Origin of the sequence: Pseudomonas viridiflava (assembly GCF_001642795.1) — a bacterium.
GTDB lineage: Bacteria > Pseudomonadota > Gammaproteobacteria > Pseudomonadales > Pseudomonadaceae > Aquipseudomonas > Aquipseudomonas viridiflava.
The window spans coordinates 221038-245122 of the sequence record NZ_LKEH01000023.1; the positions used below are offsets into that span (position 1 = coordinate 221038).

At 59.7% G+C, this 24085-nt stretch carries 28 protein-coding genes; 13 read left to right on the plus strand and 15 right to left on the minus strand.

Going from position 1 to position 24085, the window contains the following annotated elements; all coding sequences use genetic code 11:
- Positions 1-58: 58 nt before the first annotated feature.
- Positions 59-565 carry a peptide deformylase gene (gene def, locus AO065_RS09845; RefSeq protein ID WP_004882476.1) on the minus strand — a complete coding sequence of 169 codons (507 nt, stop codon included), beginning with the start codon at positions 563-565 and terminating at the stop codon, positions 59-61.
- A 123-nt stretch (positions 566-688) separates the two neighbouring features.
- On the opposite strand from def, the gene AO065_RS09850 reads away from it, so the two are divergent.
- The 3 genes from AO065_RS09850 to tsaC all read left to right on the plus strand — a co-directional run bounded on the left by AO065_RS09850 (position 689) and on the right by tsaC (position 3545).
- On the plus strand, positions 689-1714 hold the full coding sequence (locus AO065_RS09850; RefSeq protein ID WP_032651042.1) for a LysM peptidoglycan-binding domain-containing protein: 1026 nt from the start codon (positions 689-691) through the stop codon (positions 1712-1714).
- Between the two features lie 123 nt (positions 1715-1837).
- Positions 1838-2950, plus strand: a complete 1113-nt coding sequence (gene dprA / locus AO065_RS09855) for a DNA-processing protein DprA (protein WP_004882478.1) — start codon at positions 1838-1840, stop codon at positions 2948-2950.
- 37 nt (positions 2951-2987) lie between these two features.
- Positions 2988-3545 carry an L-threonylcarbamoyladenylate synthase type 1 TsaC gene (tsaC, locus tag AO065_RS09860; RefSeq protein ID WP_004882479.1) on the plus strand — a complete coding sequence of 186 codons (558 nt, stop codon included), beginning with the start codon at positions 2988-2990 and terminating at the stop codon, positions 3543-3545.
- 24 nt (positions 3546-3569) lie between these two features.
- On the opposite strand, the gene AO065_RS09865 is transcribed toward tsaC, so the two are convergent.
- Positions 3570-4547 (minus strand): NADPH:quinone reductase, encoded by a 978-nt coding sequence (locus AO065_RS09865; protein ID WP_004882480.1) that lies wholly within the window; start codon positions 4545-4547, stop codon positions 3570-3572.
- A 168-nt stretch (positions 4548-4715) separates the two neighbouring features.
- On the opposite strand from AO065_RS09865, the gene hemF reads away from it, so the two are divergent.
- Positions 4716-5630, plus strand: coding sequence for an oxygen-dependent coproporphyrinogen oxidase (gene hemF, locus AO065_RS09870; RefSeq protein WP_004882481.1), 915 nt, complete (start codon positions 4716-4718; stop codon positions 5628-5630).
- 241 nt (positions 5631-5871) lie between these two features.
- A complete protein-coding gene (aroE, locus tag AO065_RS09875) occupies positions 5872-6693 on the plus strand; it encodes a shikimate dehydrogenase (protein ID WP_004882482.1) in 822 nt (273 codons plus the stop codon).
- Positions 6694-6723: 30 nt separating this feature from the next.
- Here aroE and AO065_RS09880 read toward each other — a convergent pair whose 3' ends face one another.
- The 4 genes from AO065_RS09880 to betC all read right to left on the minus strand — a co-directional run bounded on the left by AO065_RS09880 (position 6724) and on the right by betC (position 11531).
- Positions 6724-8292 (minus strand): SulP family inorganic anion transporter, encoded by a 1569-nt coding sequence (locus AO065_RS09880; protein WP_004882483.1) that lies wholly within the window; start codon positions 8290-8292, stop codon positions 6724-6726.
- Positions 8293-8585: 293 nt separating this feature from the next.
- Positions 8586-8903, minus strand: coding sequence for a hypothetical protein (locus AO065_RS09885; RefSeq protein WP_004882484.1), 318 nt, complete (start codon positions 8901-8903; stop codon positions 8586-8588).
- Positions 8904-9060: 157 nt separating this feature from the next.
- Positions 9061-9987 carry a choline ABC transporter substrate-binding protein gene (locus AO065_RS09890; protein WP_004882485.1) on the minus strand — a complete coding sequence of 309 codons (927 nt, stop codon included), beginning with the start codon at positions 9985-9987 and terminating at the stop codon, positions 9061-9063.
- Positions 9988-10025: 38 nt separating this feature from the next.
- Positions 10026-11531, minus strand: coding sequence for a choline-sulfatase (gene betC, locus AO065_RS09895; RefSeq protein WP_004882486.1), 1506 nt, complete (start codon positions 11529-11531; stop codon positions 10026-10028).
- Between the two features lie 114 nt (positions 11532-11645).
- Here betC and AO065_RS09900 point away from each other — a divergent pair, with 114 nt between their 5' ends.
- Both AO065_RS09900 and AO065_RS09905 read left to right on the plus strand, forming a co-directional pair.
- Positions 11646-12596, plus strand: coding sequence for a choline sulfate utilization transcriptional regulator (locus AO065_RS09900; protein WP_004882487.1), 951 nt, complete (start codon positions 11646-11648; stop codon positions 12594-12596).
- Between the two features lie 288 nt (positions 12597-12884).
- Complete coding sequence (locus tag AO065_RS09905) at positions 12885-13709, plus strand: alpha/beta fold hydrolase (RefSeq protein WP_004882488.1); 825 nt, start codon at positions 12885-12887, stop codon at positions 13707-13709.
- 271 nt (positions 13710-13980) lie between these two features.
- On the opposite strand, the gene AO065_RS09910 is transcribed toward AO065_RS09905, so the two are convergent.
- The 3 genes from AO065_RS09910 to trpB all read right to left on the minus strand — a co-directional run bounded on the left by AO065_RS09910 (position 13981) and on the right by trpB (position 16621).
- Positions 13981-14454, minus strand: a complete 474-nt coding sequence (locus tag AO065_RS09910; RefSeq protein ID WP_004882489.1) for an anti-virulence regulator CigR family protein — start codon at positions 14452-14454, stop codon at positions 13981-13983.
- A gap of 128 nt (positions 14455-14582) precedes the next feature.
- The gene (trpA, locus tag AO065_RS09915; protein WP_004882490.1) at positions 14583-15395 is read right to left on the minus strand and encodes a tryptophan synthase subunit alpha; all 813 of its coding nucleotides are present in this window, start codon (positions 15393-15395) and stop codon (positions 14583-14585) included.
- Positions 15392-16621, minus strand: coding sequence for a tryptophan synthase subunit beta (gene trpB, locus AO065_RS09920; RefSeq protein ID WP_004882491.1), 1230 nt, complete (start codon positions 16619-16621; stop codon positions 15392-15394). Before trpB ends, trpA begins: the two co-directional genes overlap by 4 nt.
- Before the next feature lie 79 nt (positions 16622-16700).
- Between trpB and AO065_RS09925 the strand changes: the two genes are divergently transcribed.
- Positions 16701-17657, plus strand: coding sequence for a LysR family transcriptional regulator (locus AO065_RS09925; protein ID WP_004882492.1), 957 nt, complete (start codon positions 16701-16703; stop codon positions 17655-17657).
- On the opposite strand, the gene AO065_RS09930 is transcribed toward AO065_RS09925, so the two are convergent.
- The gene (locus AO065_RS09930) at positions 17658-17984 is read right to left on the minus strand and encodes an ElaB/YgaM/YqjD family protein (protein ID WP_004882493.1); all 327 of its coding nucleotides are present in this window, start codon (positions 17982-17984) and stop codon (positions 17658-17660) included.
- A 166-nt stretch (positions 17985-18150) separates the two neighbouring features.
- Between AO065_RS09930 and AO065_RS09935 the strand changes: the two genes are divergently transcribed.
- Positions 18151-18369 (plus strand): dodecin, encoded by a 219-nt coding sequence (locus AO065_RS09935; protein ID WP_004882494.1) that lies wholly within the window; start codon positions 18151-18153, stop codon positions 18367-18369.
- Between the two features lie 147 nt (positions 18370-18516).
- Positions 18517-18741 (plus strand): DUF1161 domain-containing protein, encoded by a 225-nt coding sequence (locus tag AO065_RS09940; RefSeq protein ID WP_004882495.1) that lies wholly within the window; start codon positions 18517-18519, stop codon positions 18739-18741.
- 133 nt (positions 18742-18874) lie between these two features.
- Here AO065_RS09940 and AO065_RS09945 read toward each other — a convergent pair whose 3' ends face one another.
- On the minus strand, positions 18875-19876 hold the full coding sequence (locus AO065_RS09945; protein ID WP_004882496.1) for an LLM class flavin-dependent oxidoreductase: 1002 nt from the start codon (positions 19874-19876) through the stop codon (positions 18875-18877).
- A gap of 214 nt (positions 19877-20090) precedes the next feature.
- Here AO065_RS09945 and AO065_RS09950 point away from each other — a divergent pair, with 214 nt between their 5' ends.
- Both AO065_RS09950 and AO065_RS09955 read left to right on the plus strand, forming a co-directional pair.
- A complete protein-coding gene (locus tag AO065_RS09950) occupies positions 20091-20522 on the plus strand; it encodes an OsmC family protein (RefSeq protein ID WP_004882497.1) in 432 nt (143 codons plus the stop codon).
- Positions 20523-20672: 150 nt separating this feature from the next.
- Positions 20673-20906, plus strand: a complete 234-nt coding sequence (locus AO065_RS09955) for a DUF1161 domain-containing protein (RefSeq protein WP_004882498.1) — start codon at positions 20673-20675, stop codon at positions 20904-20906.
- Here the strand turns inward: AO065_RS09955 and AO065_RS09960 are convergent, their stop codons facing one another.
- Positions 20907-21320: a PA0061/PA0062 family lipoprotein gene (locus AO065_RS09960; RefSeq protein WP_004882499.1), complete on the minus strand. Its 414-nt coding sequence runs from the start codon at positions 21318-21320 to the stop codon at positions 20907-20909. It abuts the gene before it with no gap.
- 93 nt (positions 21321-21413) lie between these two features.
- Between AO065_RS09960 and AO065_RS09965 the strand changes: the two genes are divergently transcribed.
- On the plus strand, positions 21414-22469 hold the full coding sequence (locus AO065_RS09965) for an aminopeptidase (protein ID WP_032651071.1): 1056 nt from the start codon (positions 21414-21416) through the stop codon (positions 22467-22469).
- A gap of 274 nt (positions 22470-22743) precedes the next feature.
- Here AO065_RS09965 and AO065_RS09970 read toward each other — a convergent pair whose 3' ends face one another.
- The 3 genes from AO065_RS09970 to AO065_RS09980 all read right to left on the minus strand — a co-directional run bounded on the left by AO065_RS09970 (position 22744) and on the right by AO065_RS09980 (position 24063).
- On the minus strand, positions 22744-23061 hold the full coding sequence (locus AO065_RS09970) for a type II toxin-antitoxin system RelE/ParE family toxin (RefSeq protein WP_032651078.1): 318 nt from the start codon (positions 23059-23061) through the stop codon (positions 22744-22746).
- A complete protein-coding gene (locus AO065_RS09975; RefSeq protein ID WP_004882502.1) occupies positions 23012-23317 on the minus strand; it encodes a type II toxin-antitoxin system RelB/DinJ family antitoxin in 306 nt (101 codons plus the stop codon). The genes AO065_RS09970 and AO065_RS09975 overlap by 50 nt, the downstream gene beginning before the upstream one ends.
- 95 nt (positions 23318-23412) lie before the next feature.
- Entirely contained in the window at positions 23413-24063 is a 651-nt protein-coding gene (locus tag AO065_RS09980) for an HAD family hydrolase (protein WP_004882503.1), read from the minus strand.
- Between the last annotated feature and the right edge of the window lie 22 nt (positions 24064-24085).

Genomic DNA, 24085 nt, shown 5'->3' on the forward strand with positions numbered 1-24085 from the left:
TTTCTCGTTCTGAAAAAAGAAAAAGGCCTTCGACAGGCCTTTTCGGGGTGATGACGGATCAGGCGTTGAGCTTGTGCTGTTTTTCCAGCTTCTTCTTGATCCGGTCACGCTTGAGGTTGGAGAGGTAGTCGACGAACAGCTTGCCGTTCAGGTGATCGCACTCGTGCTGAATGCAGATCGCCAACAGACCTTCAGCTACCAGTTCGTAAGGCTCGCCATCGCGGCCCAGCGCCTTGACGCGAACCTTCTGCGGACGGTCGACGTTCTCGTAGAAACCGGGCACCGACAGGCAGCCTTCCTGATACTGATCCATTTCATCGGTCAGCATTTCGATTTCAGGGTTGATGAACACGCGCGGCTCGCTGCGATCTTCGCTGAGGTCCATGACGACCACACGCTTGTGGACGTTGACCTGGGTCGCTGCCAGCCCGATGCCTGGCGCTTCGTACATGGTTTCAAACATGTCGTCGACCAACTGGCGAATGCCGTCGTCTACTATCGCCACAGGTTTGGCGATGGTGCGCAGGCGCGAATCGGGAAATTCGAGGATGTTTAAAATAGCCATATACGTAAGAGCTGCACTGTTAAGGTAAAGTCAATGTCGGCTGCGGGCTCGGACGTCAAAGCGGGCAGCCCATGATGGGACTCTATTGTTCACGCGAGGCAACATGATAAAGGGATTCACCGCATGAGGAAATCACTACTCGCCTTGCTGCTGTTGACCGCCAGCGGTCTTGTCCAGGCGCAGGTGCAGCTCAGGGAAGGCCATCCGCAGAGTTATACCGTCGCCGCAGGCGATACGCTCTGGGATATCTCCGGCAAATTTTTGCGTGAACCGTGGAAATGGCGCGAGATCTGGCGCGCCAACCCGCAGGTGCGTGATCCCGATCTGATCTATCCGGGCGACACGCTGTCGCTCTCCTACGTCGATGGTCAGCCGCGCGTGACTCTGAACCGGGGCGAATCCCGCGGCACGATCAAATTGTCACCGCGTGTGCGCAGCACGCCGGTGGTCGAAGCGATCCCCAGCATCCCGCTGGGTGCCATCAATGCTTTTCTGATCAGCAACCGTATCGTCGATAACGCCGAGCAATTCCAGCAGGCCCCTTATATCGTTGCCGGTAATGCCGAGCGCGTGCTCAGCGGCAGTGGCGACCGGGTTTACGCACGCGGCACGCTGGATCCGGCCCATACCGTTTACGGCATTTTCCGTCAGGGCAAGGTCTATACCGACCCGGACACTGACGAGGTGCTGGGCATCAACGCCGACGACATCGGCGGCGGCGAAGTCGTGGCCACCGAGGGCGATGTCTCCACCCTGATGCTTCAGCGTTCAACGCAGGAAGTGAGGCTGGGTGACCGTCTGTTTGCCAGCGAAGAACGGGCGATCAACTCGACTTTCATGCCCAGCGCGCCGCAAACGCAGGTCGAAGGATTGATTCTGGATGTGCCTCGCGGCGTGACCCAGATTGGTGTCATGGACGTGGTCACGCTGAACCGAGGGCGGCGCGACGGTCTGACCGAAGGCAACGTGCTGGCGATCTACAAGACCGGCGAAAGAGTGCGTGACCGGGTAACCGGCGAGTCGGTGAAAATCCCGGACGAGCGGTCGGGGCTGCTGATGGTGTTCCGCACCTACGACAAGCTTAGTTACGCCTTGGTCCTGCACGCGAACCGATCTTTGGCCATTATGGACAAGGTCCGTAACCCATAGCGCCATGTTGCAGTTTTGATACGGAATTTTCCTGAGAGGCGCTCACTTATCAAATTGTTGTCAACAGAGTTATCCACAGGTTTGTGCACTGCTTGAGGTGCACAATTGATCAAGGACGATCTCATGCCGCTGTTCGAAAAAGCCGTTCCGTCTCCTTCGGAACTGGAAGCGCGTCTTCGCCTGCATCGCTTGCCAGAGGTCGGGCTGAAACGCTTCTCCCGCCTCATTGATGCCTTCGGCAGTGCTTCAGCGGCACTCGCTGCACCGGCCAGCGCATGGCGTGCACTGGGTCTTCCTACCGCCAGCGCGGAGGCTCGCCGCGACCCGTCGGTACGCGATGGTGCAAGCGCTGCTTTGGCCTGGCTGGAGCGTCCCGGCCAGCATTTACTGATGTGGGACGACCCTGGCTACCCCGCCCTGCTGGCGCAGATCGCTGATCCGCCGCCTCTGCTGTTCATTGTTGGAGACCCTTCGATCCTTGATCGCCCGCAGTTGGGAATGGTCGGCAGTCGGCGCGCGTCCAGACCTGGACTGGACACCGCCGCAGCGTTCGCCCGAAGCCTGGCCGGTGCCGGATTTGTGATCACCAGCGGTCTGGCACGCGGTATCGACGGTGCCGCGCATCAGGGCGCGCTGGATGTCGGAGGCCTTACAATCGGCGTTCTGGGCACCGGACTCGAAAAACTTTATCCACAGCAGCATCGGACCCTCGCCGCGCAGATGGCCGCCCAGGGCGGCGCGGTGATTTCCGAGTTCCCGCTGGACGCGGGACCGCAGCCCAGCAACTTCCCGAGGCGCAACCGGATCATCAGCGGCTTGTCCCTTGGCGTGCTGGTGGTCGAGGCGAGCGTTGCCAGCGGTTCGCTGATCACGGCACGTCTTGCAGCGGAACATGGGCGCGAGGTGTACGCGATTCCGGGCTCGATCCATCACCCAGGTGCCAAAGGCTGTCACCAGTTGATTCGGGATGGCGCGACACTGGTCGAAACGGTCGATCACATTCTGGAAGGCTTGCAGCACTGGCATGTGACTGCGCCCGACACCGCTGAGTCTGCCTCGCTCCTCGTTTGCGATCATCCCCTGCTCGATTTGCTGCATGCGGCTCCTCACACCAGCGAAGGCTTGTCGGTCTCGATCGGTTGGCCGCTGCCCAAGGTGCTGGCGGCACTCACCGAGCTGGAACTCGATGGACGGATCAGCAGTGAAGCCGGACGATGGTTCGCCAGAGCGCCCTGAGGTTAAACTGCCGCCAGGATTTCGTGGAGAGATGACAATGGTCAGCAGTTGGCGTGTGCAACAAGCCGCTCGTGATATTCGAGCCGGAGCGGTCATCGCCTACCCGACCGAAGCTGTCTGGGGGCTGGGGTGCGACCCGTGGGACGAAGAGGCGGTCTATCGCCTGCTGGCAATCAAGTCACGGCCTGTGGAAAAAGGCCTGATTCTGATCGCCGACAACATTCGCCAGTTCGACTTTCTGTTCGAAGACTTTCCCGAACTGTGGCTGGACCGCATGGCCAGCACCTGGCCCGGGCCGAACACCTGGCTGGTCCCCCATCAGAATCTGTTGCCGGAGTGGATCACTGGTATTCATGAGACCGTCGCCCTGCGCGTGACAGATCACCCGACGGTGCGGGAACTGTGCGCGCTGGTCGGTCCGTTGATCTCGACATCAGCCAACCCTGCGGGCCGGCCGGCTGCCAAGTCGCGGCTGCGCGTTGAGCAGTATTTCCGTGGCCAGATCGATCTGGTGCTCGGCGGCAGCCTGGGCGGCCGCCGAAACCCCAGCGTGATTCGCGATATTGCGACAGCGCAGGTCGTTCGCGCAGGCTGAGCCAGGCGCGAACGGAGGCACGCTTCACGGGATCAGAATGGTCGATCCCGTGGTGCGACGGGCAGACAGCTCGATGTGCGCCTGAGCCGCATCAGCGAGCGCGTACTGCTTGATCTCGCCAACCTTGAGTTTGCCGCTGGCGAGCATGTCGAACAGTTCGTCGGCCATGGTCTGGAGGTTTTGCGCGTTGTTGGCGTAGCTTCCCAGCGTCGGACGGGTGACGTAGAGCGAGCCTTTCTGCGAGAGGATGCCCAGGTTCACCCCGGAGACCGCTCCCGAGGCATTGCCGAAGCTCACCATCAGACCTCGCGGCGCGACGCAATCCAGCGACGTCAGCCAGGTGTCCTTGCCCACGCCGTCGTAGACCACCGGGCATTTCTGGCCATCGGTCAGCTCCAATACCCGTTTGGCAACGTCTTCATGGCTGTAATCAATGGTTTCCCAGGCGCCCAGCGCTTTGGCGTGCGCCGCTTTCTCTGGTGTGCTGACCGTACCGATCAGTTTTGCGCCCAGCGCCTTGGCCCACTGGCAGGCCAGCGAGCCCACGCCGCCAGCGGCAGCATGGAACAGAATGATCTCGCCCGGCTTGACCTGATACGTCTGGCGCAGCAGGTATTGAACGGTCAGTCCCTTGAGTATCACGGCGGCGGCCTGTTCGAAGCTGATCGCGTCGGGCAGCTTCACCAGATTGGCTTCAGGCAGCGCATGAACATCGCTGTAACTGCCGAGCGGTCCGGTGCCGTAGGCAACCCGGTCACCGACCGCAAAGCGCGTCACTTCATCGCCCACGGCCTCGACCATGCCTGCCCCTTCGGTGCCCAGACCGGATGGCAATTCGGGCGCGGGGTACAGACCACTGCGGTAGTAGGTATCAATGAAGTTCAGGCCGATGGCCTTGTTGCGCACAAGCACTTCCTTCGGACCGAGCGCTTCGGGCTCGAAGTCGATGTATTCAAGTACCTCGGGTCCTCCGACGGTGCTGAACTGGATACGCTTTGCCATTGTTCTCTCCATGATGATTAAACTGACTGCAAAGCGCCTATCCAACTCCTTCCCCCGACCCTCGTCAACTGCCACGCCCGCCCGCCGATGGTATGCTACGCGCCAATTTGCCTGCGCCGCTTGTGTTCCATGGGCTCAGCCGTTTGAAGTCAGCCGTAAGGGATCGCCATGAGTACCCGTACCGAGGCCGTGAAGGCTTACCTGCTCGACCTGCAGGATCGCATCTGTACTGCGCTTGAGCAGGAAGATGGCAACGCGCACTTCGTCGAAGACGCCTGGACTCGCCCCGCAGGCGGCGGTGGCCGTACGCGGGTGATCGAGAACGGCGCGGTCATCGAGAAAGGCGGCGTGAATTTCTCCCACGTGTTCGGCAGCAACCTGCCGCCTTCGGCGAGCGCGCATCGTCCCGAACTGGCCGGGCGTGGTTTCGAGGCCTTGGGGGTGTCGCTGGTCATCCATCCGCACAATCCGCATGTGCCGACGTCCCACGCCAACGTACGATTTTTCATCGCCGAGAAAGAAGGCGAAGAGGCGGTCTGGTGGTTCGGTGGCGGTTTCGACCTGACGCCCTACTACGGCGTCGAAGAAGACTGCATTCACTGGCACCGGGTTGCCGAGCGGGCCTGTGCGCCGTTTGGCGAAGACGTCTACCCGCGCTACAAGGCCTGGTGCGACAGCTACTTCCACCTCAAGCACCGCGATGAACCGCGCGGGATCGGCGGTCTGTTCTTCGATGATGTGAACCAGTGGGATTTCGACACCAGCTTTGCGTTCATCCGGGCGATTGGCGATGCGTTCATCAACGCCTATCTGCCGATCGTACGTCGCCGCAAGGCCAACGCCTACACCGTGCAGCAGCGCGAATTTCAGGAATTCCGCCGTGGGCGCTATGTGGAATTCAACCTGGTGTACGACCGCGGCACGCTGTTCGGTCTGCAATCCGGCGGTCGTACCGAGTCAATCCTGATGTCGTTGCCGCCGCAAGTGCGCTGGGGCTACGACTGGAAAGCCGCGCCGGGCAGCGAAGAAGCTCGCCTGACCGAATACTTCCTGACGGATCGGGACTGGCTGGCCGACGAGTGATTGCATAGTGCAGTGAGTGAAAGACTGTGGAACATGCCTCTTTTTCTCTGACATAGCGGTGTCTGGCAGCAAACAGAAAATGTGGGAGGCGGCTTGCCGGCGATGCAATCTTCAGGCGCCCCTTCAGTGACTGACACGACGCCTCCGCCGGCAAGCCGCCTCCCACGTCAGATAGCGTTTCTTCAGCAGGCTGAACGTCGTTTGCCAGATCGAGCGCTGCAATACATCAACAGGAACCTCAATGGATCAGTACGTCGTCTTCGGTAATCCCATCGGCCACAGCAAGTCGCCGCTGATTCATCGTCTGTTCGCCGAGCAGACCGGGCAGGCGCTGGATTATCAGGCGTCGCTTGCACCGCTGGACGATTTCACTGCGTTCGCCCAAGCGTTTTTCCTGCAAGGACGTGGCGCCAATGTCACGGTGCCGTTCAAGGAAGAAGCCTTTCGCCTTGCTGACGACCTGACCGAACGGGCCCAGCGCGCAGGTGCGGTCAACACGCTGAGCAAGCGGGATGACGGCTCAGTGCTGGGTGACAACACCGACGGTGCCGGTCTGGTACGCGATCTGACCATCAATTGCGGCGTCAGTCTGCGCGGGCAGCGCATTCTGTTGCTGGGTGCGGGCGGGGCCGTCCGTGGCGCGCTTGAACCGTTGCTTGCACAACAGCCGCTGGCGCTGGTAATCGCCAATCGCACGGTGGAAAAAGCCGAAAGACTGGCTCAGGAATTCGCGGACCTGGGCCCGGTGTTTGCCAGCAGTTTTGACTGGCTTCAGGAGTCCGTGGACGTGATCATCAACGCCACCTCCGCCAGCCTTGCCGGTGAATTGCCGCCGATCTCGCCCAGCCTGATTGAATCGGGCAAGACCTTCTGCTACGACATGATGTACGGCAAGGAGCCTACGGCATTCTGCCGCTGGGCCACTGAGCAGGGCGCTGCGCAGTCGGTCGATGGTCTTGGGATGCTCGTCGAACAGGCTGCCGAAGCCTTTCTGCTATGGCGCGGTGTCCGTCCGGATTCAGCGCCGGTGCTGGCTGAGTTGCGCCGGCAGTTGGCGGGCTGAGTCAGGTAATGATCCCGACACTGATCGACTTCAATCCTCAAACACAATCGGGCATTGATCAGCCCCTTCCAGCTTGTGCAGCTCTTCGATTACCTGAGGTCGTGCATGGCGCAGGACCAGCGCCCTGCCCTGTCTGTTCAGTCGACGCGCTTCCTGATGCAGCATTTCAACGCCTGAGTAATCGATGAAGTTGATCTGCTGCGCCTCGATCACCACGCGCTGGCCATGGGTGCGTTGCAGGCGGGTTTGCAGGTAGTGGCTGGCACCGAAGAAGATCGAGCCGCCGACGCGCAGGATATCTTCGTCGCCTTCACGCAGCTGCTGCACGCGTGGCTGTGAAGTGCGCTTGAGGTAGAAGAACAGCGACGCCAGCACGCCCGCATAAATCGCGGTCTGCAGCTCCAGCAGTAACGTGGCCAGACAGGTCAGCGCCATCACGAAGAACTCCGAACGGCTGACCCGGAACAGCGCCGCAATGCCGCGACGATCAACAAGGCCCCAGCAGATCAACAGAATGGACGCCGCCATGCTGGGGATCGGGATGTGCGCGATCACCGAGGCCCCGACCACCGCAAACAACGCGACCCACAACGCCGAAAACACCCCGGCCAGTGGCGAGCGGGCCCCGGCTTCGTAGTTGAGTGCCGCACGGGTGAACGAGCCTGCCGACAGATAGCCCGAGAACAGCGGACCGATCATGTTCGACAGACCCTGTGCCCGAACTTCCTGGTTGGCGTTGAGCATCTGTTGCGAGCGCGTCGACAGCGAGCGGGCAATCGAAAGGCTGTTGACCAGCCCGAGCATGCCGACTGCCACGGCCGTCGGCAGCAGTTTGAGGATCAATTCGGCATCCAGCGGTAAAGGGGCCAAGGGCGACAGGCTTCCGGCAAAGGCGCTGACCAGCCTGACGTGGCCGAACATTGCAGGCCACAACCAGACCAGCAGGCTGCTCGCGACCAACGCGATCAACAGCGTGGGCCAGCGCGGCACCAGCAATTTCAGCACGATGCCCAGCGTGAGGGTCATCAGGCCCAGCGCGAGCGACACCGTGTCAACCTCGCCCCGGTGTTCCAGCAGCGCTGTGAGACTGTCGAGGGCTGTGGTCTGGCTGGGCAGGTCAATGCCCATCAGATTGGGCATCTGCCCCAGCGCGATCACGATAGCAGCCCCCAGCGTGAATCCGATCACCACGGAGTGCGAGACGAAATTCACCAGCGCGCCAAAGCGCACCATGCCGAGCAGCAACTGGAAGACCCCGGCAATGAACGTCAGCAACAGGATCAGGGTGATGTAATCCTGACTGGCCGGAACCGCAAGCGGGCTGACGCTGGCGTACAGCACGATGGAGATGGCGGCGGTCGGGCCGCAGATCAGGTGCCAGGAAGAACCCCACAGGCAGGCGATGATCACCGGAACGATAGCGGCATACAGACCGTACTCGGGAGGCAATCCGGCGATCAGCGCGTAGGCGATGGATTGCGGCAGGGCCAGAATGGCACCGCTCAACCCCACCAGCGCATCACGTCCGACGCTGGCGCGGGTCTGCTGAGGAAGCCAGGCCAGAAAAGGCAGGAATTTATGGCGGTTGAGCCAGCGCATCGGTCCCTCGTGATTGGTGGGTTGCCGTCAGATTACACGTCTGTGGCTGGACCCGGTTGTGCCCATCTTCTGCTCGTTTGCAATGCATGAGCGCGGAGCCTGTGGGAGGAGGCTTGCCGGCGATGAACGACTACGCGGTTCTCCTGACAAACCGCGTCGACTGCATCGCCGGCAAGCCGCCTCCCACGGTCCGGTGTTTGCTACGAGGCAGTGCCGTGCCATGAACATACGCACAGACCGAAAGCCTGCCCTCTCATGAATCAAGCGGAGGCAGCGTGCAACGCTGCCACAACCTAATTCATCACATAACATTTCGACGTCGCGACGTTCTGGTCCGAGCCCATGCCGGCACCTTTGAGCATGCAGATGGCATAGTGTTTCTTGTTGAGCACCGTCACCACCGGGCCGTCCTGTGCTACGTAGGAAGAGACCACGTGGGCGCCGTCATTGAGCATCTTCTCCAGCGAAACGTCGGTCGCTTCCAGCTTGGTCGGAACCTCCAGTGCGTTGCCCACCACTTTGGCCCCGGTCTCTGGCGGCCAGCCCGCTGCCGAGGCAAAAGTCGTGATCAGGACCAAAGCCAGCGGCAGCGAAATCAGTAATTTATTCATCAGTATTCTCCAGTTCAGCCGGTAGGTGCCGTACGGCCCATGAGTGTCCATGGAGTACAGCGACGACCGTATTTAGCACGTACCCGTACGCGCTGAAGAAACGTGAGAAAAACTTAATCTGTCGCTGCCCGCCTTGTGGCTCAGCGAAAAAGCCTGCTTAAAGCTTCGCCTTCACCGCCGCCAGTGCTTCCTTGTCGTCGATGGTTTTCACCCCATCCAGCCATTTCTCCAGCACCGCCGGGTTGGCCTTCATCCACGCCTTGGCGGCTTGGTTATTGCTGACTTTCTTGTTCACCACATCGGCCATGATGGAGTTTTCCATGTCCAGCGTGAAGCTCAGGTTGGTCAGCAGCTTGCCCACATTCGGGCAGGCTTCGGCGTAGCCTTTGCGGGTCAGGGTGAAGACCGAGCCGGTGTCACCGAAGTATTTCTCGCCGCCCTTGAGGTAATGCATGCCCTTGATCTGCACGTTCATCGGGTGTGGCGTCCAGCCCAGAAACACCACGAAGGACTTGCGCTTCACGTTGCGATTGACCTCGGCCAGCATTGCCTGCTCGCTGGATTCCACCAGCTTCCAGCCCCCCAGATCGAATTCGTTCTTCTTGATGATTTCCTGCAACGACAGGTTGGCGGGCGCGCCGGAGCCGATGCCGTAAATCTTTTTGCTGAACTTGTCGGCGAATGTGTTCAGGTCGGCAAAGGTGTGCACGCCCGCGTCCCAGACGTAGTCAGGTACGGCCAGGGTGAATTCGGTGCCTTCCAGGTTTTTCGCCAGTTGCGTGACGTCACCGGTGGCTACAAATTTGTCGTAGAAGCCCTGCTGCGCCGGCATCCAGTTGCCCAGAAACACATCCAGCTGCCCGTCTTTCAGGCCACCGTAGGCAATCGGCACCGCCAGGGTGTCGATCTTGGTCTTGTAACCGAGGCCTTCGAGCACAACGCTGGTGATTGCGTTGGTGGCTGCGATGTCGCTCCAGCCCGGATCGGCCATTCGGACCGTGCTGCAACTCGTCTCCGCAGCGTGAGCCGCGACACTGCCCAACGTCATGACACTGACCGCCACTGCGGTGAATAGCTTTCTCATTCGGTTTACCCCTTTTGGTTTTTTTGGTGTGGGCAGTGTCAGGGTTGTGGATAACGTGCCTTGCGCTCCAGATCGTCCAGATCAATGTGGTTGCGCATGTATTGCTGACTGGCGTCGACCAGTGGCTGGTGATCCCAACTCTTCAGCTTGCCGGTTGCCAGCGATTTGGCGACGAAGCGCCGTCTGCGCTGGCTGGCGAGCACCTCATGGTGTATCGCCGGTATGTCCCATTTGGCCCGAGCCTCGGCCAGGAAGTCGTTGAACAGTTGTTGATAGTCGGGTGACTGGCTCAGGTCCTCCAGTTCCTTCGGATCGTTCTTCACATCGAACAGCAGGCAGGGATCCTGCTCCGAATAAATGAATTTGTAGGCTCCGCGGCGGATCATCATCAGCGGGCTCGTCGTGCCTTCGGCCATGTACTCGCCAAAGACTTCATCGTGACCGGCCTTGCCTTTCAGATGCGGCATCAGGGAGCGGCCGTCCAGCGGCAGGCCTTTGTCCAGCTTGCCATTGGCCATATCGACAAAGGTCGGCAACAGGTCGGCGGTGGACACTGAGGCCTTCACGCGACGCGGTTTGAACTGGCCCGGCGCGTAAACCACCAGCGGCACACGTGCGGCCATCTCGAACCAGTGCATTTTGTACCAGAGGCCCTTCTCGCCCAGCATGTCGCCGTGATCGCCGGAGAACACGACGATGGTGTCTTCGGCCAGCCCGACTTCAGACAGCGTCTGCATCAGTTTTCCGACGTTCAGATCGATGTAGCTGCAGGCGCCGAAGTACGCACGCCGCGCATCACGAATCTTGTGCGTCGGCATGGGCTTGTCCCACAAATCGTAGACCTTGAGCAGACGTTGCGAGTGCGGGTCCAGCGCGTTCTGGTTGGCGTGCAGGGGCGGCATCGGGATCTCGACGTCGTCGTAAAGGTCCCAGAACGGTCGGGTGATGGTGTACGGATCGTGGGGGTGAGTCATCGAGACCGTCAGGCAAAACGGCGCATTACCGTCTTCGCGAACATGGTCGTACAGGTACTGCTGGGCCTTGAAGACCACTTCCTCATCGAAATCCAGCTGATTGGTGCGCACGCATGGCCCTGCCTGCAGCACTGACGACATGTTGTGGTACCAGCTCGGGCGTACGTCCGGCTCGTCCCAGTTTACGGACCAGCCGTAATCTGCCGGGTAGATGTCGCTGGTCAGGCGCTCTTCGTAGCCGTGCAACTGGTCAGGGCCGCAGAAATGCATCTTGCCGGCCAGTGCAGTCTTGTAGCCCTCGGCACGCAGGTAGTGAGCGTAGGTCGGAATGTCCGCCGGAAAGTCGGCGGCGTTGTCGTACGCACCGATCTTGCTGGGTAACTGACCGCTGACCAGCGTGAACCGCGAGGGTGCGCACAGCGGGCTGTTGCAATACGCCGAATCGAACACAACGCCTTGAGCGGCAAGGCGGGACAGGTTCGGCATCAGAATCGGAGAGGGGGCGTAGAACGGCAACATTGGCGCGGCCATTTGATCGGCCATGATGAACAGAATATTTTTGCGCTTCATGTAATCGCGGCATCCCATAGTGAACAGTTATGCGAAAGTGCTGATATCGAGAATGAAGGCCATAGTAGCTGTGGTAAAGCCCATATGAAGAAATACCTAGGATAAGCTGCGCTTATGTATGAATCCCTCGGTGAGCTGTCACTGGATCTGTTGCGCTCGTTCGAGGCGGCTGCCCGCTTGCGCAGCTTCACGGCAGCGGCCATCGAACTGGGCACCACGCAGCCCGCCGTCAGCCAGCAGATCAAGCGGCTTGAGGAGCAGTTGGCAACGCGGCTGTTCGACCGCATCTACCGGGGTATCGAGCTGACCGAAGCGGGCGAGGTCCTGTTCAGTCATGTGCAGACCGGCCTGCAGTCCATCGAGAGCGGTCTGGTGGCGATCACCGACCAGCGCCAGCATGAGGTGCTTCAGGTCGCCACGGATTTTGCCTTTGCTTCCTACTGGCTGATGCCCCGGCTGCACCGTTTTCACAAGCTCAACCCGGATGTGGACGTCAGCCTGGTGACCAGCGAGCGCACTCACAGCATGCTGCGCCCGGATATCGACGTCGCGGTGTTGTTTGGTGATGGGCGCTTCAAGCAGGGCGAAAGCCATTGGCTGTTCAGCGAAGAGGTGTTCCCTGTGTGCAGTCCGCAACTGACTGCGGGGCGAACACTGCCGTTGCCCAACGATGTCTTGCGTGAGTTTCCATTGCTGCACTTGCGCGGTGAAAGCAACAACAACTGGTTCGACTGGGGCGGCGTATTTCGGGCGCTGGACATTCCTCAGTCACCGGCACCCGGACAATTGCGTTTCGACAATTACACGCTGTTGATCCAGGCCGCGATTGGCGGTCAGGGCGTGGCCATCGGCTGGCGGCATCTGGTCGATGATCTGCTCGAGCAAGGCCTTCTGTGCCGCCCTATCGCGGCTTCGGCGGTTTCCGGTTACGGGTATTACGTGGTGCTGCCCCAGCGTAAACGCCGCGTGCAGATCGTCCAGCAGTTCGTCGATTGGTTGGCCAGTGAACAGACGCTGAGCGGTGTTTCCCTAGCGGGCAGACCATTACCGTCCATTGCAGTGTGATCGGATTATTTCCAGGTCAGGGAGGACCTCATGTCGGGTATTCAGGGAGTGGCTTCTAAGACTGACAAGCCTCACCCAGCCTCCTCCGCATGATGCTATGTCGAACGACAGGCAAAATCAGCGGTGTAACATTGCCCCGCCAAAAACGTGACCGATTGGTCCGTTGAAGTGCAGATCAGCGAAAAGTGATCATTCATTTGCCTGAATATCAGGCATCAGATGCAGTCGCAGCTCGCGTTTTCGGGCTTGCACTGAATGCTTAGAGACCAAGACAGAGGATCATGAGAGATGCCGGATCTAATCATCGAAGGCAAGAAGCTTCACTATTCTGACCAAGGCAGCGGGCCGGTTCTTTTACTCGGGCACAGCTATCTCTGGGACCGGAACATGTGGAGCGCGCAGATTGACCTTCTTGCCAGCCATTATCGTGTGATCGTGCCGGACCTTTGGGGGCATGGTGAATCCGGTGCGTTTCCTGACGAAACCCGGAACCTGAGCGATTTCGCCCGCCACGCGCTGGCGTTGCTCGACCACTTGAACATCAGACGTTGCACCATCATCGGCCTGTCGGTCGGAGGCATGTGGGGCGCAATCGCTGCGCTTTCCGCGCCTGAACGTATCAACGGGCTGGTGCTGATGGACACCTATCTGGGCAATGAATCAGAGGCCATGAAAGCCTACTATTTCTCTCTGCTCGACAAGGTGGAAGCCGCAGGTGGATTTTCCGAACAGTTGCTGGACGTGGTGGTGCCGATCTTCTTCCGTCCCGGCATCGACCCGCAGTCACCTGTCTGCCAGAGACTGCGAACGGCGCTGGCGAGCATGAGCTCCGAACAATTGCGCCAGACTGTTGTGCCGGTCGGTCGCATCATTTTCGGACGCGAGGATCGGCTTGGGCTTCTGCATCAGCTGGATGCCGACACCACCTTGATCATGTGCGGCGACGCCGATATTCCAAGGCCGCCAACGGAAACCCGCGAGATGGCTCGCCTGATTGGCTGCCCTTATGTGCTGGTGCCCGAGGCCGGGCATATCGCCAATCTGGAAAACCCGGAGTTTGTGTCAGGTGCTCTGATGGCGTTTCTGGCCGGGTTGCATCAGAGGACGGCTTAAAGTCTCTGCGTTTCCGACACCCCGCGGTCGGGCAGCAAACACCAAACTGTGGGAGGGGGCTTGCCCGCGATGGCGGCATGTCAGTCGCTGAGATGGCGCCTGAAAAACCGAATCGCCGGCAAGCCGCCTCCCACGGTCCGGTGTTTGATGCGCGACAGCGCTACGTCGAAGACGTGGTGGTACCTCCCACAAAAACCGCGATTTTCAGCAGGTTTGCGCAGGGCTTGTCGATGGCCGACTTATTCTGAGCAGCAATCCGGCAAGGCGATAATCAATTCAGCACGCCATCCAGAATCGCATAAACAATCCCTGTGCCGACGGCGATCAGCACGACATCGGTGCCCAGGCGCCGCCACTCATATCCCTCGTAATGCGGCAGGTATTGCAGCGAGCGACGGTCCAGTCGTTTGCCGTAACCTGGCGGCAATGGTCGGCCTTTGGCGATATGAATACCCGGCGGCAACGGTTCACCACGGCCGATGACGTCACGGTGTTGCTGGAAGGTTTCTCGCACCGGCCCGAAGTCCTGAGGCGGGCCACGGCGATTGTCCTGATGGGCTGGGCCCGGACCTTTGCCGTTGCCGCGATTGCCGGGGCCGTCGTTGTCGCGCGGGCCCTGCTGGTGATCGCCACGGTTGTCGTCCGGGCCGTTGCCACGCTGATCGGGCGGCGCGGCCTGGATCAGCGGACTGGCGCTGATCATCAGGATGCCCAAGCCTGTGATGATGCGGTTTGGCAGTTTCATGGGATATTCCTCGGCTCCACGCGATGCAGCAAAAAGGGGTTCATGACCTGGTCATGAACCCCTCGTGTCTTACTGCATCATAGAACCGCTGCTGGCGCTTTGATTCCTCTGTACCAGAAACTTTACCCTCAGCTGACGCGGGCGTTACGTACGCCCTCGGCCAGTGCAGCGCACAAGGTCAGTACGCCATCGACGGCCTGCTCCGGCGATCCTGCGTTGGCAATCTGGTCGACCAGTGCCGAACCCACCACCACGCCATCGGCCAGACGCGCAATGGCCGCTGCCTGTTCAGGGGTACGAATACCAAACCCGACGCTGATCGGCAGATCGGTATGGCGACGCAGGCGTGCGATGGCCTCGGTCACGTGTTCAGTGGTCGCCGAACCTGCACCTGTCACACCTGCAACCGACACGTAGTAAACGAAGCCGGAGCTGCGTTCCAGCACGCGTGGCAGGCGCGCATCGTCGGTGGTCGGCGTGGTCAGGCGAATGAAGTCGATGCCCGACGCCTGTGCGGGCGTTGCCAGCTCGGCGTCGTGCTCAGGCGGCAGGTCGACGATGATCAGACCGTCTACGCCTGCTTCCTTGGCTTCAGCCACAAACGCTTCGACGCCAAAACGGTGGATCGGGTTGTAGTAACCCATCAGCACGATAGGCGTGGTCTGGTCGTCGACACGAAACTCACGAACCATCTGCAGGGTTTTCGGCAGCGTCTGACCTGCATCCAGCGCACGCAGGGTCGCCAGCTGAATGGCAACGCCGTCGGCCATCGGGTCGGTGAACGGCATGCCCAGTTCGATCACGTCGGCACCGGCAGCCGGCAGGCCTTTCAGGACTTTCAGCGAGGTGTCATAGCCGGGATCGCCCGCAGTGACGAAGGTGACCAGTGCAGCACGACCTTCGGTTTTCAGCTGGGCAAAACGTTGTTCAAGGCGGCTCATACCAGCATCTCCTGAGTCTTTTCGGCAGCGGCCATGTGGCTCATGACGGTCTGCATATCTTTGTCGCCGCGTCCGGACAGGCACACAACCATCAGGTGGTCGTCGCGCAGGTTGGTGGCGCGCTTCATGGCTTCAGCCAGGGCGTGAGCAGTTTCCAGTGCCGGGATGATGCCTTCGAGCAGGCAGCACTGATGGAAAGCGTCCAGGGCTTCCTCATCGGTGATGCTGACGTATTCGACGCGCTTCACTTCGTGCAGGAAAGCGTGCTCGGGACCGATACCCGGGTAGTCCAGACCTGCGGAAATGGAGTGGGCGTCAGTGATCTGCCCATCCTTGTCCTGCAGCAGGTAGGTGCGGTTACCGTGCAGCACGCCCGGTACACCACCGTTGAGGCTGGCCGCATGCTTGTCGGTCTCGACGCCATGACCGCCCGCTTCCACGCCGATGATTTCTACGCTGGCGTCATCCAGGAACGGATGGAACAGGCCCATCGCGTTGGAACCGCCGCCGACGCAGGCGACCAGACTGTCGGGCAGGCGCCCTTCCTTCTCCAGCATCTGCTCTTTGGTTTCCTTGCCGATGATGGCCTGGAAATCACGCACCATCGCCGGGTACGGGTGTGGTCCTGCCACAGTACCGATCAGGTAGAAGGTGTCGTCGACGTTGGTTACCCAGTCACGCAGGGCTTCGTTCATGGCGTCTTTCAGGGTGCCGGTGCCGGAAGTGACCGGAACGATCTCGGCACCCAGCAGCCGCATGCGGAATACGTTGGCCTGCTGGCGCTCGATGTCGGTCGCACCCATGTAGATCACGCAAGGCAGACCGAAACGTGCAGCCACGGTCGCCGTGGCAACACCGTGCATGCCGGCGCCGGTTTCAGCGATCAGGCGCTTCTTGCCCATGCGCTTGGCCAGCAGCACCTGGCCGATGCAGTTGTTGATCTTGTGCGCGCCGGTGTGATTCAGCTCTTCGCGCTTGAAGTAGATCTTCGCGCCACCGCAGAACTCGGTCAGGCGCTCGGCGAAATACAGCGGGTTCGGACGGCCCACATAATCGCGCTGGAAGTACGCCATCTCTTTGATGAATTCAGGGTCGGACTTGGCAGCTTCATACTCGCGGTTCAGGTCGAGAACCAGCGGCATCAGGGTTTCAGCGACGTAGCGGCCGCCGAACGAGCCGAACAGGCCGTTGGCGTCAGGGCCGTTGCGCAAATTGGTCTGGGTCATGAAGTGCTCCAGTGGGTATATCGAACGAATAAGATGAGCCGGTCTGGCAATGAGTCCACTTTAACCAGCGCACGCCCGGATGAAAACCGATAAGATCACCACAACCTGTCAGGAAAACTCACAGATCATGAGCCGCGATCTTCCCCCGTTGAACGCCTTGCGTGCCTTTGAAAGCACGGCTCGGCTGGGCAGTGTCAGTCAGGCTGCCGAGCAATTGCACGTTACGCACGGTGCCGTCAGCCGTCAGTTGAAGCTTCTTGAAGAGCACTTGGGCGTCAATCTGTTCAGTAAGGATGGACGCGGCCTGAAACTCACAGATGCGGGTATCCGGCTGCGTGACGCCAGTGGTGAAGCGTTCGACCGGCTGCGCAGTGTCTGTGCCGAGCTGAGCCAGGGCAGCGCCGATGCGCCGTTCGTGCTTGGATGTTCCGGGAGCCTGCTGGCGCGCTGGTTCATTCCGCGCCTGAGTCGTTTGAATGCGGAGCTGCCGGATCTGCGCCTTCACCTGTCGGCAGGCGAAGGCGATCTGGACCCGCGCCGTCCCGGTCTGGATGCCCTGCTGGTGTTCGCCGAACCGCCCTGGCCTGCCGACATGCAGGTCTTCGAGCTGGCCAGCGAACGAATAGGGCCGGTACTGAGCCCGCGTTTTGCGCGCTTCGACAGCCTGTGCAATGCGCCCGCCGAAGCGCTGCTGGACGAATCCCTGCTGCAGACCACCTCGCGGCCGCAGGCATGGCCAAGCTGGGCGCAACACAACGGCATCGACCCGCAGTCATTGCGGTTCGGACAGGGTTTCGAGCATTTGTATTATTTGCTGGAGGCGGCCGTGGCAGGCCTTGGGATCGCGATTGCGCCCGAGCCGCTGGTGGTCGATGACCTCAGGGCCGGACGCCTGGTTGCGCCATGGGGTTTCAGCGAAACCCCGGCGCAACTGGCGTTATGGGTGCCCAGACGTGTGGCCGATGGCCGTGCGCAGCAATTGGCTCAGTGGTTGAAAAATGAGCTGCTGCGGTCTGGAGACCCGATCAGAAACTGATCAGTTGCCGCGCTTGCACAGCAGGTAGGCTGCCAGCAGGCCGAGGGCACCCACAGCAACGCCTGCGGTGGTCCAAGGGTGTTCCTGAGCGTAGTCACGAGTGGCCAGCGCATTTTCACGGGTCTTCTCTTTGACGTCTTCGTAGACATCGCTGAGCAGGCTGCGCGAATGGCTCAGAGCACTTTCAGCATTGGCCTTGAGGTTTTTCAGGGTTTTGCGCGACTCGTCGGAAGCATCGGCTTTCAGGCCCTCGAGCGACTTCAAGAGACTCTCGATCTCCGCTTCCATACTCTGCAACGAGGCCTTGCGAAGTGAAGTACTAGCCATGGTGTTTCTCCTGCAATGGTGAGTGGGCGTGTGATGATTCCGACTGCGGGCTCATTGGAAAGTGCGATGCCATTTTGCAAAGTCTGAACTTTTACCCGCTTTTTCCTGACAGAAGTCTGGAGCGTTGGTTTTAACGACGTGTTCAAAGACCTTCAGGAGAACTGCCATGAGTGATCATCACACGTACAAGAAAGTCGAAATCGTCGGATCGTCCACCACCACCGTTGAAGACGCTATCCAGAACGCTTTGGCCGAAGCCAGCAAAAGCATCAAGAACCTTGAATGGTTCGAAGTGACCGAAACCCGCGGCCACATCGTGGACAACAACAAGGTTGGCCACTATCAGGTCACTCTGAAAGTGGGCTTTCGCATCGAACGCAGCTGATCGTCCTTGAACCTTTCGGCTGGCCGATTGCCATAACCTGCGCTACACACTGACATGAGCCATCATGGCTTACAGGTGGGCGTAGGTATGTTCAATGGGCGCCTGTTCCGATGGCGTCTGCATTTGGCCGGACGAAAGGGGATACCCATGAAGAAGATTTTGTTGGCAGTAGGTTTGTTGAGCATCGCGGGCACCGCCCTGGCGGCAGGCAAGCCATGTGAAGAGCTGAAAAGCGAAATCGACGCCAAGCTTCAGGCCAAGGGTGTTTCTTCCTACACGCTTGAAGTGGTCGAGAAAGGCAGTGCTGCTGATCTGCAAGTGGTAGGCACCTGCGAAGGTGGCGCCAAGGAAATCGTTTATAAGCGCGGTTGATAGTCAGGCCGGCTCGATGTAAGTCCAGCCCGTGCCAGACCCCGTGTTCAAGCTGTAAAAAAAAGCCCGCACCCTACGCTGAACAGTGATTCAGCGAATGGTGCGGGCTTTTTCGTGTCTGTGCATCAAGCGTTTAGCCGTGTGCGACCTGAGCCAGGATCTCGTAGGACCGCAGACGGTCTTCGTGCTCGTACATGTCGCAGGTAAAGATCAGCTCATCGGCATCGGTCTGCTCCAGCAGCACGTCCAGTTTGGCGCGGATCTTGTCCGGGCCGCCGACCATCGCCAGCCCCAGAAAGCTCGCCACCGCTTCACGTTCGTGCGGCAGCCACAGGCCGTCCATGGACTCCACCGGTGGACGCTGCATCAGGCTGTGACCACGCATCAGCGCCAGAATACGCTGGTACACCGACGTCGCCAGGTATTCGGCCTTCTCGTCCGTCTCTGCGGCCGACAGCGGCACGCCCAGCATCACGTAAGGCTTGTCGAGCACCGCAGAAGGCTGGAAGTGATTGCGATAGACGCGAATCGCTTCGTGCATGTAGCGCGGCGCGAAGTGCGAGGCGAAGGCGTAAGGCAAGCCGCGCATCCCTGCCAGCTGAGCGCTGAACAGACTTGAGCCCAGCAGCCAGATCGGTACGTTGGTGCCTGAGCCTGGAACGGCGATCACTTTTTGATCAGGTGTACGCGGTCCCAGGTACTCCATCAGTTCGGTCACGTCATCAGGGAAGTCATCGGCACTGCCGGAACGTTCGCGGCGCAGCGCGCGGGCGGTCATCTGATCGGAACCGGGCGCACGGCCCAGGCCCAGATCGATGCGGTCCGGATACAGGCTCGCCAGGGTGCCGAACTGCTCGGCCACCACCAGTGGCGCATGGTTGGGCAGCATGATACCGCCTGCGCCGACGCGTATGGTCGAAGTACCGCCTGCCAGATACGCCAGCAGCACCGACGTTGCCGAACTGGCGATGCCGTCCATGTTGTGGTGTTCGGCGACCCAGAAGCGGTTATAGCCCAGTTTTTCGACGTGTTGCGCCAGATTCAGCGAGTTGCGCAGAGAGTCGGCGGGGCCTTTATCGTGGCGCACGGGCACCAGATCAAGGGTGGAAATCTTTACATCTGCCAGACGTTTCATAGGCCAGGGTAGCTCCTCGAATTGTGTTGGGTCGGCTCAAGGAGCTGCCCACGATGAAACAACAGTGCGGGCACAAGCCTGGTGTTTCAATAGATGACGCGGAAAAAACCTACTTAAATACTAGGTCTTTAGTCGATTTGAACTTTCCAGTGCCGTCTATCCTCAGAATCCTGTCACGTGCAAAAGACTCAATCCATTCCTTCAAGGAGCGACCATGAGCATCGTCAAGAAAGCATCGGCACACTGGGCTGGTGATCTGAAAACCGGTATCGGCAGCATCTCGACTGAAACCGCGGCACTGCGCGAGCATCCATACGGCTTCAAGGCTCGTTTTGAAGGCGGCAAAGGTACCAATCCCGAAGAACTGATCGGCGCGGCCCATGCGGGTTGCTTCTCGATGGCGCTGTCGATGATTCTGGGCGACGCAGGCTTCACAGCCGACAGCATCGATACCCAGGCTGAAGTCACGCTCGACCAGGTGGAAGGCGGTTTCGCGATCACTGCTGTGCATCTGATACTGAAAGCCAAGGTGCCAGGCGCGACTCAGGAGCAGTTCAACGAGTTGACCACTAAAGCCAAAGAAGGCTGCCCGGTGTCCAAGGTGCTGAACGCCAACATCACGCTCGACGCTACCCTGCTGAGCTGATTCGGTAGTTCAGATTTGGTGTGAGGTGGCTGGCCGACAATAGCGTTGATCCAGTCGTTGCCAGGTTGGATGGGCTATTGATTTGCCGGCAAGCCGCCTCCCACAACAGTGTTCCTTGCGCCGGTTATGTGTTCTGGAAGAGGGTCAAGCATGAAACGTTTTGCTTTGGCAGTGGCCTGTACCCTGCTGGCTGTAAATGCTGTGGCGGCCCCGAAGTCCTGTGATGAACTCAAGGACGAAATCGAGGCGCGCATCCAGGCGAACAATGTCACGTCCTACACGCTGGAAATCGTCACCAATGACGAAGTCACGGACCAGAACATGGTCGTGGGCAGCTGTGAGAACGGCACCAAAAAAATCATTTATCAGCGCAATGATCGCTGATCAGATGCAGTGAACATTCCCCTCTTCCGCGACCGTTTTTCGCTCGGCGTCGTACAGCCACGCATCGACATCATTGGTCAGTGACCTCACCTCAAGCACGTATCGCTGCCCGGCAGCGAAATGCGCGTAGTCGACTTCAACGAAGCAGGTGATTTCGGTGTAGTCGTCGCCCATCAGGCCGAGACTTCCGTATCGATACTCATAGTCGTAACGCACTTGCAGCGAATGGCTGCCGGGTGTGACCTGGAAGTAGCGACCGTCATAGGTGTTCTTGCCGTCGAGCTTGTCGGCCATGACCACTTTGCCGGTGATCGTGCGCAGATCGACCCAGGCCATGTTCGGGTCAACGGCAGGCAATGGACCGGCGCAACCTGCAAGGGTTGTCAGGGCGAGAATCAGTGTCATGACGCGCATGCTGTGCTCCATTTCTGAACCGGCGGCGATGATAGTTGCGTCGGTCTTGTCTGTCCTGCATAACAGCACTGTGTTCCGATTTTAAGGCTGTGTATGCCACGACTCATTGTTTTACGCCTTTGGCAGGCTTTGCCGGTAGTGGCGGTCATGTTGCTGAGTGGCTGTTCCAGCGTGGCCTATTACGGTCAGTTGGCGCAGGGGCAATGGCAGCTCTTGCAGGCCCGCGAACCGGTGGACGAGATCATTGCCGATCCCGGTCGCAATCCAACGCTTCGGGCACACCTGGCCCAGTCGCAAAAGGCCCGAGCCTTCGCCAGCGAACACCTGCACCTGCCGGACAACAAGAGCTATCGCCTGTATGCCGATCTGGGCCGTCCTTATGTGGTATGGAACGTGTTTGCCACAGATGAGTTCTCTCTGGATCCGGTGACCCACTGTTTTCCGATTGCCGGTTGTGTGGCCTATCGCGGCTATTACAGCCCTGGTGGCGCTCGCGGTGAAGCAGCCTTGCAGCGTCAGGCAGGCAAGGATGTGTACCTCAGTGGCGTAGAAGCCTATTCGACATTGGGCTGGTTCAACGACCCGATCCTCAGTTCGATGCTGGGCTGGGGCGATGAGAGGCTGGCCACGCTGATTTTTCACGAATTGGCGCATCAGCGTTTCTATGTGAAGGACGATACGGAATTCAACGAATCGTACGCCAGCTTCGTCGAGCAGGAAGGCACGCGTCAGTGGCGTGCGGCACGTGGGTTGCCGCCTGAGAGCGTTTCGCAGTCCGGCCGCCGCGATCAGTTCATTCAACTGGTGCTCGATACGCGTGAGCGTCTGAAAGCGCTTTATCGCCAGCCGTTGACGCCTGACGTCATGCGCGACCGCAAGGCGGCCGAGTTCGAGCGCATGCGCCGTGACTATCGACGACTGCGCGACGAGCAATGGGGAGGCGACAAACGCTTCGATGGCTGGATCAACAGCCCGATGAACAACGCCAAGCTGCTGCCCTTCGGGCTTTATGACCAGTGGGTGCCTGCGTTCGAAGCGTTGTTCAAGCAAGTGAATGGCGACTGGAAAGCGTTTTTTCATGCAGTGGAGAAGCTCGGTGGCTTGCCTGCCGATTCACGCAAGGCGGCTCTGCAGCGATTGATGCCGTGAGCGCGCCATGCCGCGCTGCTTCGCATCACGGCCGGACGCGGAGCGTCCTGAGCGGCGTTACCACGCTGGAGCGTGGGAACGAGCATGGTCTCAAGCACACTGATCATGCCCATGCTCCGCGCTCATCGTTGTGCACAAGGCCTCATGGAGGAATGATCGTGCCCATCGCTCCGCGTGGGCATGCCTCCCGTGACGCTCCGCGTCACAAATGGCACAGACTGAGAGTTCAGTGAGCCGAGCGCATGACTCCAGTCACCTTTTCGTCTCTGGACATTCAGCCAAACAGCTCGGAATGGCTGCCGAGATCCACAAACGTGACCAAGTCTGCGGATAGCTGATAAACCAGCAGGAAATCTCCGCCAATGTGGCATTCCCTGGCCCCGTCCCAATTGCCCGTCAGTTCATGATCCTGATAGTGCGCTGGCAATGTCTTGCCTTGGAATATCATTGCCATAACGTCCGAGGCTGCCGCCATGTCGCGTATGCCGGCTCGTTTGTATCGATCCCAGGCTTTGTTGAATGTGTTTGTGTAAGCGCAACGCTTAGGCCTTTCTGCGCGCTTTGGGTTGGGTTTTTTCAGAGGTTTCGCCATTCAGGTCACTCAACATCTCATCCATGGACTCGTACTGCTGGCGAATTTCGCGAGCCTCTTGCAACGCTTTTGCGGTCCGTGCCGACGGCACACGAACCTCGAAGGGGAGCCCTTCTACCTCGACGACCTGGCGAAAGAAAAGGCGCATCGCCTCGCTTACGCTCAGCCCACAAGCGTCCAGTATCGCTGTGGCACGCTCTTTCAAGTCCACATCGATACGGCACCGGACGTCGGTGTTTTTCAATACTGTTGCCATGGCGTCACCTTCAAGTTCTGTAGCAACAATGTAGCTACAAAGCAGAGTGTAGAGCAGATAGTGAGAGCGTCAACCCAGGCACGCTTACATTTTGTTTATCTGCCCACAAAGGCCTCATGCAACTCGGCCACGGTCGCAAAGTGATACGTCGGGTTTTCCGCCGTGAGTTCTTCATGGCTGCCAAACCCGTAGCCCACCGCAGCAACGTCCAGCCCGTTGCGGATGCCGCCGATCAGGTCGTGTTTGCGGTCGCCGATCATCAGGGTGTGCGCCGGGTCGAGCTTTTCTTCGGCGAGCAGGTGGGCGATGAGTTCGACCTTGTCGGTGCGGGTGCCGTCCAGTTCGCTGCCGTAGATCACGATGAAGTGTCTGGCGAAATCGAAGTGCCGGGCGATTTCCCGGGCGAACTCCCACGGCTTGGACGTGGCGATATACAGACGCCTGCCCTGCCCGCCCAGGGTTTCCAGCAGCTCGGCAATGCCGTCGAACACTTCGTTTTCATACAGTCCGGTCACACGGAAGCGCTCGCGGTAGAAGCCGACGGCTTCCCACGCGCGGGCTTCGTCCATGTCGTAAAACTGCATGAACGCCTGCAACAACGGTGGGCCGATGAAGTGTTCCAGTCTGGTGATATCCGGCTCGTCGATACCCAGTTTTGCCAGTGCGAACTGGATCGAGCGGGTGATGCCCAGACGCGGGTCGGTCAGCGTACCGTCGAGGTCGAAAAGGATGTTCTGGTAATGCATGGGGGCCTCGAGCTGCAGATTT

Bases quoted from the DNA above. Each gene is read 5' to 3' on its own strand.
- AO065_RS09910 (WP_004882489.1), bottom strand. From the start codon at position 14,454: ATGAAACTGCCAAACCGCATCATCACAGGCTTGGGCATCCTGATGATC.
- AO065_RS09935 (WP_004882494.1), top strand. From the start codon at position 18,151: ATGAGTGATCATCACACGTACAAGAAAGTCGAAATCGTCGGATCGTCC.
- AO065_RS09970 (WP_032651078.1), bottom strand. From the start codon at position 23,061: ATGGCGAAACCTCTGAAAAAACCCAACCCAAAGCGCGCAGAAAGGCCT.
- AO065_RS09965 (WP_032651071.1), top strand. From the start codon at position 21,414: ATGCCACGACTCATTGTTTTACGCCTTTGGCAGGCTTTGCCGGTAGTG.
- tsaC (WP_004882479.1), top strand. From the start codon at position 2,988: ATGGTCAGCAGTTGGCGTGTGCAACAAGCCGCTCGTGATATTCGAGCC.
- AO065_RS09885 (WP_004882484.1), bottom strand. From the start codon at position 8,903: ATGAATAAATTACTGATTTCGCTGCCGCTGGCTTTGGTCCTGATCACG.
- aroE (WP_004882482.1), top strand. From the start codon at position 5,872: ATGGATCAGTACGTCGTCTTCGGTAATCCCATCGGCCACAGCAAGTCG.
- AO065_RS09850 (WP_032651042.1), top strand. From the start codon at position 689: ATGAGGAAATCACTACTCGCCTTGCTGCTGTTGACCGCCAGCGGTCTT.
- AO065_RS09905 (WP_004882488.1), top strand. From the start codon at position 12,885: ATGCCGGATCTAATCATCGAAGGCAAGAAGCTTCACTATTCTGACCAA.
- trpA (WP_004882490.1), bottom strand. From the start codon at position 15,395: ATGAGCCGCCTTGAACAACGTTTTGCCCAGCTGAAAACCGAAGGTCGT.
- AO065_RS09955 (WP_004882498.1), top strand. From the start codon at position 20,673: ATGAAACGTTTTGCTTTGGCAGTGGCCTGTACCCTGCTGGCTGTAAAT.
- dprA (WP_004882478.1), top strand. From the start codon at position 1,838: ATGCCGCTGTTCGAAAAAGCCGTTCCGTCTCCTTCGGAACTGGAAGCG.
- AO065_RS09940 (WP_004882495.1), top strand. From the start codon at position 18,517: ATGAAGAAGATTTTGTTGGCAGTAGGTTTGTTGAGCATCGCGGGCACC.
- AO065_RS09960 (WP_004882499.1), bottom strand. From the start codon at position 21,320: ATGCGCGTCATGACACTGATTCTCGCCCTGACAACCCTTGCAGGTTGC.
- AO065_RS09880 (WP_004882483.1), bottom strand. From the start codon at position 8,292: ATGCGCTGGCTCAACCGCCATAAATTCCTGCCTTTTCTGGCCTGGCTT.
- AO065_RS09945 (WP_004882496.1), bottom strand. From the start codon at position 19,876: ATGAAACGTCTGGCAGATGTAAAGATTTCCACCCTTGATCTGGTGCCC.
- AO065_RS09980 (WP_004882503.1), bottom strand. From the start codon at position 24,063: ATGCATTACCAGAACATCCTTTTCGACCTCGACGGTACGCTGACCGAC.
- AO065_RS09900 (WP_004882487.1), top strand. From the start codon at position 11,646: ATGTATGAATCCCTCGGTGAGCTGTCACTGGATCTGTTGCGCTCGTTC.
- AO065_RS09925 (WP_004882492.1), top strand. From the start codon at position 16,701: ATGAAAACCGATAAGATCACCACAACCTGTCAGGAAAACTCACAGATC.
- AO065_RS09975 (WP_004882502.1), bottom strand. From the start codon at position 23,317: ATGGCAACAGTATTGAAAAACACCGACGTCCGGTGCCGTATCGATGTG.
- hemF (WP_004882481.1), top strand. From the start codon at position 4,716: ATGAGTACCCGTACCGAGGCCGTGAAGGCTTACCTGCTCGACCTGCAG.
- AO065_RS09950 (WP_004882497.1), top strand. From the start codon at position 20,091: ATGAGCATCGTCAAGAAAGCATCGGCACACTGGGCTGGTGATCTGAAA.
- trpB (WP_004882491.1), bottom strand. From the start codon at position 16,621: ATGACCCAGACCAATTTGCGCAACGGCCCTGACGCCAACGGCCTGTTC.
- betC (WP_004882486.1), bottom strand. From the start codon at position 11,531: ATGAAGCGCAAAAATATTCTGTTCATCATGGCCGATCAAATGGCCGCG.
- AO065_RS09865 (WP_004882480.1), bottom strand. From the start codon at position 4,547: ATGGCAAAGCGTATCCAGTTCAGCACCGTCGGAGGACCCGAGGTACTT.
- AO065_RS09930 (WP_004882493.1), bottom strand. From the start codon at position 17,984: ATGGCTAGTACTTCACTTCGCAAGGCCTCGTTGCAGAGTATGGAAGCG.
- def (WP_004882476.1), bottom strand. From the start codon at position 565: ATGGCTATTTTAAACATCCTCGAATTTCCCGATTCGCGCCTGCGCACC.
- AO065_RS09890 (WP_004882485.1), bottom strand. From the start codon at position 9,987: ATGAGAAAGCTATTCACCGCAGTGGCGGTCAGTGTCATGACGTTGGGC.